Genomic DNA, 11,348 nt, shown 5'->3' on the forward strand with positions numbered 1-11,348 from the left:
GCCAACCGTGAAATCGGAACCGGCACGCAATCCTGAAGCGCGCTCGAGGACCGGTACGCAGTCTTCCTCAATGCATCCGGGATAAACTGTGGACTCGTAAACGACGATCGCGCCCTTGTGCATGGCTTTGCCGACGGTCTCCGAGGCGCCGAACACCGCGCCCAGATCCGGCCGGTTGGCATCATCGATCGGCGTCGGCACGGTCACGATGAAGAAGTCCGAAGCCCTGAGGTCGGCGGCATCGCTCGTGAGCGACAGCCCCGGTCGAGCCAGATCCGCAGCCTCAACCTCCCGCGTCCGATCGTGGCCGGAACGCAGTTCTGCAATCCGCCGCGTATCGATGTCGAAACCGACCACCGGAATGCCTGCACGGGCAAACGAGACCGCCACTGGCAGGCCGACATAGCCAAGGCCGATCACGGCGATCTTTCTGTTATGGGACACGATTTGGTGCCTGTTCTGTGGGTGGCGGGCTTCTTAGCTGGTCGCTACAGGCTCGGGCAATAGCCCTGAGCCGCGGCCGAGCAAACGGTCATACAGCGCGACAATCTGAATTCCGACCCGGGCGCTGGAGAATTCGTCCTCGACCATCTTGCGGCCGGCCGCTCCGAACCGCTCGCGCAGGGTGCGATCATCAGCGAGTAGCGTGAGTGCACCTGCCAGCGGATCGGGCGCGTCCACGGCGACGAGCAACGCATTCACCTCGTGGCGCGCGATCTCGCGGCACCCCGGCACGTCGGTCGCAACGATCGGCCGCCCGCACGCTGCTGCTTCGAGCAGGCTCTTGGGCAGGCCCTCCCGGCGCGATGGCAGGACCGCCACATGGGCGCGCGCCCAGATTGCGTTGATGTCGTTCACGTGGCCCAACACCTCGACATCGGGCAGGCCTTTCCAGCGCTGGACCTCTTTGGGCGGTATCGATGCTGGATTTGCCGGGTCGCGGTCGCCGGCTATCAGCAAACGGATCGTCTTCCCGCGAGCACGCATAAGTTCATGCGCCGCGACCAGTGCGCGGATGCCCTTGTCGTCGAGCAAGCGCCCGGCGAACGCCGCGGTCACTATGCCGTCCGGCTCAGGCAACGGCCGCAGCTTATCCGCGTCGACACCCGAGCCCGGAATGAGAGTGATGCGATCGGGTGCGACACCGATTGCTTCCAGCGCCCGCCGGTCATCCGGATTCTGCACCAGAGCCGACGCACCGGGAGCGCCCATGAGCCACCGCAGCAGTGCGGTCAGGATCGGCCGCATGATCCGCGCCTTCGGACTGCGTGAAGTGAAGGCAAAGCCAAGACCGGCAAATGCATTCAGCCGTTTCATCGGCAGACCAGCGGCGGCAACCGATCCGATCACTGCCGGCTGCAATGCGACGTGATGCACGAGGTCGGGTTTCAGCGATCGATAGAGCGCACGCACCTGGCGGACGATTGACCAGAGATGGCGCGGATTGGTACTGCCCCGTTTCCAGTCGAGTGAATGCAGCTTAAAGCCATGCGCCGCGATTTCCTCCCCGCGCGATCCGACGCGCGTCGCGACATGGACATCGTAGCCCGCGCGTTGCGCGGCTAGCGCCATCGGTAGACGATGCGACAGAAAATAATAGTCCTCGGTGACGAGGAAGACCAGCGTCGGCCCGGACTTCAAGGCGCGATTCTCTTACGCATTCGCACCTGGCGAACCAAGGTGTCCACGCCGGATGCGAGCCGCGCGGACCGTCATCATGAGGCGGAAAAACAACGCGTCAAACCAGGCATCGGGCAACACCTTTGCGGCCCCTAATAGACACGCCGCTGACAGCGTCGAACGCACGCCCCGCGACTTTTCGCGCAGCAAGAGTGCGAGCGCGGGCAACCGATAGAGATCGCGATGCTTGCTCCGGATCTGGCGCCAGACCGTACCTTGCATCCGCGCGGACTGGCTCAGCAGCATGCCGTCCGAACGCACTGTATATAGGAACAGCGGCTTTGGGATGGCGATGCCGCGATAGCCTGCGGCGGCGAGGCGGATGTTGAATTCCCAATCCTCCATGCCGCGTCGCATCGCTTCGTCGTAGCCGCCTATCGTCTCCCAGGCCGACCGCCGCATCAGCATGCAATATGGCAGGCGGTTGAGGAACAACTGATCAAAGCGATCAAAATAGCCACGAATTTGTCCCTGCAACGAGCCGGTCAGTTGGATATGCGTGAAAACGAAACCGACTTCGGGGGACGCAGCGCGCAATGCCGCCACGGTCTCGCTGAGAAAATCCGGTGCGAGCATGTCGTCGGCGTCGAGCGGCAGGACAAACTCACCACGCGCCGCCCGAAAGCCGGTGTTGCGCGCCCCTGATAGATGCCGGTTCTCCTGATGGATCACCTGCACATCCGTCGGCAGAGAATGGAGGACCCGGAGTGTCTCCGGCTCGTTCGATCCGTCATTGACGATAATGATCTCGAAGCCGCGAAACGTCTGCGCAGCAAGGCTACCGAGCATCGCATGGAGAAAGCGCCCGCCGTTGTAGCAGGGCACGACAACGCTGACGATAGGCTCGGCCATGACTAGACCCGATTGGCAACGGACATCGTCGCCCAGATCTCGCCCCAGGGCGTAATCAGTTCATCAACGGTCAGTCCTGCCTGCGCCATCTCGTCGCGGAATTCGGACTGGCGCGGTTCGATCTTGTGGTCGGGATCGGAATAATAATTCACGCCGAGTTCGCGGCGCATTGCAAGTTTCCAATCGCGCTCGAACAGCGGAACGCGGATGAGAAAACGTTTTGCCTTGGTTGTCTCCTGCAGCGCCTTGAGCAGTCCGACGCGATCCTTGATGTGCTCGAGCACGTTGGAGAGAACGACGACATCCCACGGCCCATCTGGCACCGTCTTGGTCGCGTCGGATTCGGAAAATGACAGGTTCGTCGGATTGTCGCCGGCTCGCGCCTGCGCAAGGCGTCCGTCATCATAATCGACACCCATAACCTTGGACGCCGGCTTTGCCCGCGCGATGGAGCGCGCGACAGCGCCATAGCCGCAGCCGACATCAAGTACGCGCTCACCGTCGTCGATGCGCCCAATGAAGTAGTCGTGATAGCGGGTCAGCCGATGCTTGGGGTGCTCACCGCGGCCAAAGGCCATGGCGCGCTCGTTGACCGCCAGTTCCAGCCGGTCCTGCAACGCGAACAGGCGGCGCAGGCCCTCCGCGGAATCGCCACGCGACTCCAGTACGAAGAGGCCGAAGATGAAATTCTCCCTCAGCCTGGCTGGCAAGACTCGCCAGAGACGGGATACCCCTTCGGCGACGGCGAGCGCGGCACGCTTGCTACTCATGACTTTTCTTCCAGCAATTGGGCAAAGACGGCACGATGCCGTGCAAGCCAGTAGCTTATATCGAAACGTTCGACCGCGCGCTGCCGCGCTTTCGCCGCGAAGGTTTCATGGCCCTCCGCGATCCGGATCATACCGGTGGCTATTGCATCGGTCGCGGGCACCAGCGGCCTGTCCCAGTTCTCCGCACCGCAATCCAGTCCGATGCCGGCATCGGACCCGACCAGTTCCGGCACGCCGCCGCTGGAGGAATAGAGCACCGGGAGGCCGCAGGCGAGCGCCTCGAGCACCGTATTCGGACAGGGATCGTTGTACTTGGTCATCACATAGACATCCGCCGCGTTATAGACGGCGGGCGCATCCTCCTGGCTGTAGCGTCCGACATAGCTCACCTGCCCGCCCACGCCGAGCCGTTCCGCCAGCGCGTCTGCCGCCTGGCGCGCTCCGGCACCGACAGTGCCGGCGATGCGCAAATGCGCATCGAGCCCCTGCTGGCGTGCACTTGCAAGGCCGGCGATAGTGCTCTCCAGCCGATAGGACAGATGATCGCCGATCTTGCCGGTGATCAGAAACACGAAAGGCTTTCTTTCGCTGCGCGGCGCAGGCGCAAAGCGCACGGTGTCGACGGCATTGTAGAGCACCTCGCCGCGCCCGGCCCGCACGCCAAGAAACTTGTCGGCAGCTCTGCGACAAAATTCGCTTTGCCAAAACACCCAATCGGCGACGTGATAAGCTTCACCCATGATGCGGTTCGGCGTCTTCCAGTCCCCGGCATACCAGCCAGGATAGAACACGCCATTCTGATTGACCACGATCGGGATGCGACGCGCCTTGAGAAGCCACAACGCCGTTGCCGGCACATAAGGCGCATTGCTGAGCAGGTAAGCCAGATTGAACCCAAGCGGATGGTCTGGAAAATGCTCGGACAACCGCTTGACCTTGACCAGCGGCCCCCCAACGTCGCCGACGCGGGCACCACCATAATAAACGGCCAACGCCTTACGTTTCGGCAGAAGACAATTGACCGCAGCCTGCGTACCGCGCGCAAGCCTGTAAGCTTTACGCGCAGCGAATTTGACCAACGGTTCGGCAAGTTGCACCTGGCTATGCACGGCTCACCTTTTGCCAAGCACGCCGCCGCGCACTGTCAAACTTGGTTCGCAACCGCATGGCCAACAGAAGAGTCCTCAGCCGCACTGCCCCGGCGCGCGAAAGCCGCTTCCGCGGTCGCCGCACCGAGTAAACCTGCTCGAAAAAGCCAAGATAGTCCCGAGTCAAATCGGTCATCGTCCGCACGGGCAACGCGTGACGAAAGCGTTCAATTTCTCCAGCCACACGATCGATAGCCGGAATCACCTGCTCAATACTGGAAAACAAAGCACCGCCATCACCCATTACCTCCGCATTGCCACCGCTTTGAAGCGTCACTGACGGCAATCCACATGCCAACGCCTCGGCCAAAGCATTCGAGCAACACTCATTGCGACTTGCCATGACATAGATGTCATGACTGCGCAGCAACGCTGCGACGCCTTTACTGTCCTGCGGTGGCAGATGCCGAATGTTCTTGAATTCGACTGGGCTGTTACCAACGAATGTCATCTGAAATCGGGAAAAATCCAGATGCTCGTCGAGATGCTTGAAGACATCGAATCCCTTGTTCCAGTTTGCGGACCAACTCGTAGCTATCAAGCGCGTTCGTTGATCTGTCGGCTCAACTCGCTCGTTCGGTCCGAAAGCGTCGCTTGGTGCGTTCAAGATCACGGCCGACTGGAGCGGGCGTTTCATACCGAGCGATTGGTTGGCCGCCTCGCTATATCTGCTTTGGAAAATAACACCATCGGCTACGTCCTCGGAAAACGCATAGATCAAACGGTCAACGTAGCGATCATTACCACGATAGAGCGAAATAGGGCCATCAATACGATGGATGAACGGAGTATCCGGGAGTTGACGCTTTGCGGCAATAACGTCCTCCGCTGCGTTGAAGCTGTCGAACAGTATGACATCGGCAACATCCGGCGCATCCGTCCACAGTCCTGCAGCGTTCAGTTCATGTTGCAAGGTCCGCAACAACTGGTTTGAGCCGCCCCATGGTCCCTCTCGAAACGGATAGAGAATATGGACCTTTAGCCCGTCAGCCACGGCACCAGTCCGTCAACTTTTCGGCCCAGCCGAAACGATCATAAGCGGCGCGCACGCGCGTCGGATCAACGCTGCGCCGGCGGAGTGCCTGCAAGGCGGCGTTCGCATCACCGCCGAAGTCCTCAAGGAAGGCGATGCCGTCATAGTGTGCCGCCATCATCTCGTATGACGGCAGTCGGTTAGCGACAATCGGAATGCCAAGCACGGCGAAGACCAAAGCCTTGAAGCTACTGTTGTTGATCGTATAAGTCGATTCCAGCGTGCGCGGCAGGAACGCGATATCACAACGGCGCAGCGCGTCCGGGAAGCCGACATGCGTCCAGCGCTCGAAATCAAAGCGAAACGACAGCGCCGGTGGCTTTTCGGCGATCACCAACGCCCGACCGTCGAGCAACATGGCATAGGCATCGAGTGGCGGCGCCTTCACCGCAACGCCCGACCAACCGAATACCGGTTCGTCCCAGTTTATTGCAGACTTGACGGCGGAGAAATGCTGCAGGTCAACGGGATCCGGCATGACGAAGACATTGTCGTTGTAGCGGCGCGCGCTCTCTGCAATGCCCTCGGTGGGTACACAGATGCCATCGACGATGCCGGCGATCGCACGCGACGACTCGACATGATCGTCACCCGCAGCCTCGTGACGCTGGAAATAATCGACGCAGGTGTCCCAATAGACGCGGGTCGCGATATGCCGCAGCGCACGCACGACATGGACGGATTTGCGCAACATGCCGCGGTGATAGATCGCGACATCATAGCGGCGCAGTGGATTGTTGACAGACACGTCATGACCGAGCGCGCGCAGCGGCTCGATCATCTGCAAGGCACGAATCCAGATCGCCGATTGCACACGATCATAGTCGCGCCGCCAGGTGGGGATGAACAGACCGATACGCATGGGGTAGCAATCAGCCTTCACCACGCCGAGTATCCACCATCGACCATCAAATTCTGGCCGGTAACATAAGCGGAAGCATCGCTCGCGAGGAATGCAATGGCGCCCTTGAAGTCTTCCTCGCGCGCCATGCGGCCGAGCGGCGTCTGCGCGTTATACTGGTCAGCGAATGCCTGCGGTTGCGCCCGCTCCACGCCTCCTGGTGAAATCGCGTTCACCCGTACCTGCGGAGACAACGTCGTGGCTAGCCATCGCGTTAACTGAATCAGTCCACCTTTGCTCGCGGCATAGGCAGCGGGGTTCCCCATGACGGTGCCTTTATAGCGGCGCCAGTCCGGGCCGAGATTACCGTAGATCGACGCAATATTAACGATGCTACCTCCACGAGAACTGAGTAGCGGGGCCAGAGACTGACTGAGCGCGAACACTGCCGTCAGATTGACTTCGATCGCCTGACGCCATGTCTCTGCAGACTGTTCAGCAAACGGAACGGCCCAGCCGATCAGATTGCTCGTGCCAACGAAAGCCGCATTGTTGATGAGGATATCGCAGCGACCGAACCTCCGTTCGACGGACGCTGCTATGGACCGTGTTGCAGCCTCATCGGACAGGTCGATGTCGAGTGCGAGGGTCTTGACACTGAAATCCGACGCGACGCGATCGGCGCAGGTCTTGGCGCCCTGGCGATCGACGACCACCACCGCAGCACCGAGTTCGGCGAGCGTGTCGCAGATCTCGCGCCCGATATGGCCTGCACCGCCAGTCACAACCGCGACCCGCCCCGAAAGGTCCATCAGATCCTTGATCGATCGGCTCACCGTTTGCAGTCCTCGCTTGATTAAATCAGTCTACGACACGCGCTGGCCCACCGAGCGGGCCGCTAACCGTCGCCTCAGCAATGCGCATGTCGTATTCCGTGTCGATGTCGATGGCGCGCTCGCGTGGCACTTCCACGGCACGCACCTTGCCATCAAAAATGCGCATGGCCGACAAAATGAAATCCGCCTGCGCGACATACGCAACTGTGGTCACGTCGTAGATCGGTGGCGCATCCTGCCGACGATGGAAGCTGGCTTCGACGGCAAGCGCCATGGCGCCGCCCGCGCCGGCACGCACCATGTTGAAATACGGATTGCGCTCCGCCTCACGCACCGTAATGACAATGTCGGCGTCCGAATTGAGCTTCAGGTCGATCGCACAATCGATGTCGGCAGGTATGCGCAGCGGCGATGTCGGAGGCAGACTGACGAAAACATCGACCGCTTCTCCCCTCCCCCGTACCTCGCGTATGGCGTGCTGCCATGCCAGCCATTCCGGCGCTGCGTCAGTCGCAAGTTCGGCAGGGCGCAGGAACGGCACATCCGCGCCGGCACGCTGCGCCACGGCAGCAATTTCCGCATCGTCAGTCGACACAACAACCCTACTAACGCGCGTAAGCGCCAGTCCGGTTTCGATGGCGCGGACAATCAACGGCTTCCCGGCGAGTGGCCGCAGATTCTTGCCTGGTAGCCCCTTCGAGCCGCCACGCGCAAATATGAAAGCAACAATCGAAGACGTCATGCGAGTTTCAGTTTTGCAACGCTGAACCCACCGTGCCGCCCGGCCGCACCAACAGCAACCTCCGAGACTTGATCCGGAGGCATGGTCTGGTCATCCAGGATGTAACTCCAAGCCTTGCCCGGCGTCTGCAGGTCGAGATTGTCGTGACGATAACACCCATCGACCAGCTTAAGTGCAAGGAACGGTTGAGGGCCGAAAATCTGGCCGGATTTGAGTTCGACTTCTACGCGCGCGCCATCGCGCCGAATGATCAACTCGGGCATCGGCGCATCGGCAACGCCCAGAAGGTCGCGTGCGGCGGCCTCAGCTCCAGAGAAGCGCAGTTCGACATCTCGGAAGTCGCCCATTGCGTCTCTCAGCATAGACCGGACGGCTTCGACGTCCGGTCGGATATCTCGATAGTCATGGTCGGCAAACGACAGGATGGCGACACCATGATCACGCGCTTCAACAAACGCTTGGCGGACATGGTGAGGCAATAGCGATCGCAGTCGCGTGCCAACATTCAGACAACGGAAGATGACGCGTCGGCAATGACCTTCGACCTGGTAATCGTCGTGATGTGGCCGATATCCACGCCAACTGTGCGGAGCGCGACGCCAGTCGCCAAAACGGCCACCAGCTAGATCAGGCTGGTCGACTTCATCTTCGTGTACCTGGTTGGCGTAGTCGAACGGAATCCATTGTTCCAGGAAAGCATGCGAGTCCGGCCTCTCGGCATGAAAGCCTGGACGATTGACGACCGGGAACCAGCCATCCTCAAGGATGCGCCGACAGAGAATTTCGGTCAGCAATTCGTACGAATTAACGAAGCTGGTCGCCGCATGCAGTGGATAGCCGGTGATTGAACGAGGGTGAAAGTGCCAGTTTAGTTCGTCCGGGCTGCGAGTCTTTGCGATCATCTCGCGATAGAACCGGAAAACATGGCCGTATCCAACGTCTTTGGAGCGTGGATTCTCCGCATAATACATGTGGTCCATGCAATGCCATGAGTAGACCCATCCGCCGCCGCGACCATCCACCATCTTCCTGCGAAAGTCTGGCGACATCGCGTCATCGAGCATCACACGAATGTCGTCCCAAGATGAGTTGTACGCAAGCAATTCCGGCGACAACATGCGGGCAACAGCTTCTTCCCGGCCTGCAAGATCAATTTCGCAATTCTGCAAACGACGCAACGTTTCACGGCTTGGCGGCAGATCGATGGCAAAAGCGGAGCGGAGCCGGCCGAATGTCGCCTCTAGGGTCTCGGTAAGAGGCCCCTCGGTATCGATGCAGTGAACAACGTGCAGAACAGGCATTAGAACGGCTTCACAGTTGCGAGTGCTCCGGTCAGCCAGGACAGAACGCAGAGGTTTCCTTGATGCGGTCGGATCGTAATCGGGTCATAGAGCCGCCCGCGGCCCTTGCCAAAGGACATCCGGCTGTCCAGTGGATTCATATCCTCGTCGAAGGAGAACACGCGCCCCTGCATCTTGCAGATAATGTAATAGCGGCTTCCCAATCGACAGACATCGTTCGTCAGCAGAGCCGGACCACAACTTACCTTCCTAGATCGCCATGTATGGGCGTCAATGACCGTCAACACCCCCGGCTCACCCCAGTCTGAAACGTACAGCGTTTCGCCGATGATGCGCGCACGCCATACGGTCTCGATGTCGATCGTCGCGACTTCCTTGCCATCTCCGAAACGCCAGACAATGCCGTCACGGTCGAGACCGAATTGTTCGCTATCGAAGACAAAAGCAAGGACGACGGGACGATGGTGTGTGTGGAAAATGGGAACCTCTCCCATTGTCCACTCATACCAGCCATCGCTATAGCATGACGAAATCGAGAACCGCTTGTTCCCGACGGAATCCATCTGCGTGGGCAACCCCAGGCGCACAGAAGCTGCGCCCCCGCCCGTTTCAGGAAAACTGAAGTTTTTCTCAGAGCTGTCGACCACCAACTCGCCCTCAGGCAGCGGCTGCCAGTCCCATACGAACGGCCTGTCGAACCTTCTCTCATCGACGAGCCCGGCGTCTTCCGACCTTTCTAGGTCTAGACAGTCTCGAAGATAAAAATTTGCGCGTGCAGCAGCCATTCGCCGCGGTCGTTGTCCGCCCGGCCGCAATTGATTAGCATACAGCAACGACAATCCGGTCGCGAGCCTTTGCCAGTCGATCTCCGTGGGCAAGCCGTCGGCAGCTGATGCCAGAAGCGCGAGCGACAATGCGTCGAGATCACTTTCATTGTAATCTTCGAAATCTGTTTCGCTCAACCGTCCGCCCAAAGCGCGCAAATTGATCGTCGGCCAATCAGCCGACAGCCGCGGACGGTCACTCGGCAATACTTGGTAAAATCCGAAACTGCCTCGACCATCATCGGCGAGATCAGCCGGATGAAGCGCACGCTGCGTCAAGGGGCCTCGCCGTAGAGAATCGATCCGACGACCGCGAGATGCTGACGCAACCGAGGTAACGAGACCCGCACATCTGGACCTGGCGCAGACATCCAGTGCGACACCATCTCGACGAAGCCGCATTTCGTCGAGCCAGCCCAGTTCGGCACAAGCACTTCGTAGTTCACACTGCCTTTCGGGCAGAAACTCAGTTGCTCCATGGGTTCAAGCTTGTACGCACCGCGCGCGGTGCGAATGGTCAACGACCAGCGCCCCGCGCTCATCCAGTCAGATGAATACGAGAACAGGGCGCCTGTCTCCGTCACGCCGCTACCAACGAAATTCGATCCCGCCGGGTGCCACTCGATATCTCCTGCCCCTGATGTCCGTGCGTCGAGTTCGCGAGGCATCCCAATAAGATCGAATGCGGTCGCGATGACATGGATGCAATTTGCTGCGCCCCACCGCTCCAGAACATCCGATGAGTATTTTTCCGGCGCGATGCGGTGCACCCATTCCGTAAAGCTGAATTCGGCGGATCGAACCGGTTCGGTCGACAGTTTCTCGCGCAAAGCGGCGATCGAAGGGAAAAACAGTCGGTTCAGCGCCACGGTAACGGGCGCGTCCGGATATTTGGTCAGGAAGCCGTCGAGGTCAGAGGCGCGCAGTCCGACAGGCTTTTCGACCAACACGCGCCGCGCGCCCGCGTCGGCAAGCACCTCGATGTAAGGCAGCAATGTTCTGACCGGACTTGCCACAATGATGCCGTCATAGTAGCGCGCTCGCGCGGGGAGAAATGCATTGTCGTTCGCCTGTGCGGGCATCAGATCCCATGTCTCACAAAATGCCTCGGCCGACGCCATCGTCCGTGACATCACGTGGATATCCTTAACACCAAGAGCGAATAAGGCACGCACATATTCATGCGCAATCTCGCCAGCGCCGATCAGCAAGATCTTCTTCATGTTACCGGCACGGTCTTGTCATCGTCATAGGCATCGAGCACGACCGACCCGAGCGCCCGCAACAGCAGCCGGTTCGTTTCCGCAATGACGTCCAATGA

12 protein-coding genes are annotated in these 11,348 nt (G+C 60.0%); all 12 read right to left on the reverse strand.

The window, feature by feature from the left end:
- Positions 1–444 (reverse strand): NAD(P)-binding domain-containing protein (locus VN004_RS00950; protein ID WP_325606233.1); only part of this gene is annotated, 444 nt, incomplete at its 3' end.
- Positions 445–477: 33 nt separating this feature from the next.
- Complete coding sequence (locus VN004_RS00955; RefSeq protein WP_325606234.1) at positions 478–1,641, reverse strand: glycosyltransferase family 4 protein; 1,164 nt, start codon at positions 1,639–1,641, stop codon at positions 478–480.
- Between the two features lie 12 nt (positions 1,642–1,653).
- The gene (locus tag VN004_RS00960) at positions 1,654–2,532 is read right to left on the reverse strand and encodes a glycosyltransferase family A protein (protein WP_325606235.1); all 879 of its coding nucleotides are present in this window, start codon (positions 2,530–2,532) and stop codon (positions 1,654–1,656) included.
- A gap of 2 nt (positions 2,533–2,534) precedes the next feature.
- The gene (locus VN004_RS00965; protein WP_325606236.1) at positions 2,535–3,302 is read right to left on the reverse strand and encodes a class I SAM-dependent methyltransferase; all 768 of its coding nucleotides are present in this window, start codon (positions 3,300–3,302) and stop codon (positions 2,535–2,537) included.
- The gene (locus tag VN004_RS00970) at positions 3,299–4,294 is read right to left on the reverse strand and encodes a glycosyltransferase family 4 protein (protein ID WP_325606237.1); all 996 of its coding nucleotides are present in this window, start codon (positions 4,292–4,294) and stop codon (positions 3,299–3,301) included. The genes VN004_RS00965 and VN004_RS00970 overlap by 4 nt, the downstream gene beginning before the upstream one ends.
- 109 nt (positions 4,295–4,403) lie before the next feature.
- Entirely contained in the window at positions 4,404–5,444 is a 1,041-nt protein-coding gene (locus tag VN004_RS00975) for a glycosyltransferase (protein WP_325606238.1), read from the reverse strand.
- Entirely contained in the window at positions 5,437–6,345 is a 909-nt protein-coding gene (locus VN004_RS00980; RefSeq protein WP_325606239.1) for a hypothetical protein, read from the reverse strand. The genes VN004_RS00975 and VN004_RS00980 overlap by 8 nt, the downstream gene beginning before the upstream one ends.
- 17 nt (positions 6,346–6,362) lie before the next feature.
- A complete protein-coding gene (locus VN004_RS00985; protein ID WP_325606240.1) occupies positions 6,363–7,160 on the reverse strand; it encodes an SDR family oxidoreductase in 798 nt (265 codons plus the stop codon).
- A gap of 25 nt (positions 7,161–7,185) precedes the next feature.
- Positions 7,186–7,902, reverse strand: a complete 717-nt coding sequence (locus VN004_RS00990) for an acylneuraminate cytidylyltransferase family protein (protein WP_325606241.1) — start codon at positions 7,900–7,902, stop codon at positions 7,186–7,188.
- Entirely contained in the window at positions 7,899–9,203 is a 1,305-nt protein-coding gene (locus tag VN004_RS00995; RefSeq protein WP_325606242.1) for a hypothetical protein, read from the reverse strand. The genes VN004_RS00990 and VN004_RS00995 overlap by 4 nt, the downstream gene beginning before the upstream one ends.
- Entirely contained in the window at positions 9,203–10,306 is a 1,104-nt protein-coding gene (locus tag VN004_RS01000; RefSeq protein ID WP_325606243.1) for a hypothetical protein, read from the reverse strand. The genes VN004_RS00995 and VN004_RS01000 overlap by 1 nt, the downstream gene beginning before the upstream one ends.
- A complete protein-coding gene (locus VN004_RS01005; RefSeq protein ID WP_325606244.1) occupies positions 10,303–11,250 on the reverse strand; it encodes a Gfo/Idh/MocA family oxidoreductase in 948 nt (315 codons plus the stop codon). Before VN004_RS01005 ends, VN004_RS01000 begins: the two co-directional genes overlap by 4 nt.
- Between the last annotated feature and the right edge of the window lie 98 nt (positions 11,251–11,348).

This window comes from Pseudorhodoplanes sp. (genome assembly GCF_035565855.1).
In the GTDB taxonomy this organism is placed as follows: Bacteria; Pseudomonadota; Alphaproteobacteria; order Rhizobiales; family Xanthobacteraceae; genus Pseudorhodoplanes.

Coding starts and splice junctions, on each gene's coding strand:
- VN004_RS00960 (WP_325606235.1), bottom strand. CDS start 2,532: ATGGCCGAGCCTATCGTCAGCGTTGTCGTGCCCTGCTACAACGGCGGG.
- VN004_RS00965 (WP_325606236.1), bottom strand. CDS start 3,302: ATGAGTAGCAAGCGTGCCGCGCTCGCCGTCGCCGAAGGGGTATCCCGT.
- VN004_RS00980 (WP_325606239.1), bottom strand. CDS start 6,345: ATGCGTATCGGTCTGTTCATCCCCACCTGGCGGCGCGACTATGATCGT.
- VN004_RS00990 (WP_325606241.1), bottom strand. CDS start 7,902: ATGACGTCTTCGATTGTTGCTTTCATATTTGCGCGTGGCGGCTCGAAG.
- VN004_RS00995 (WP_325606242.1), bottom strand. CDS start 9,203: ATGCCTGTTCTGCACGTTGTTCACTGCATCGATACCGAGGGGCCTCTT.
- VN004_RS01005 (WP_325606244.1), bottom strand. CDS start 11,250: ATGAAGAAGATCTTGCTGATCGGCGCTGGCGAGATTGCGCATGAATAT.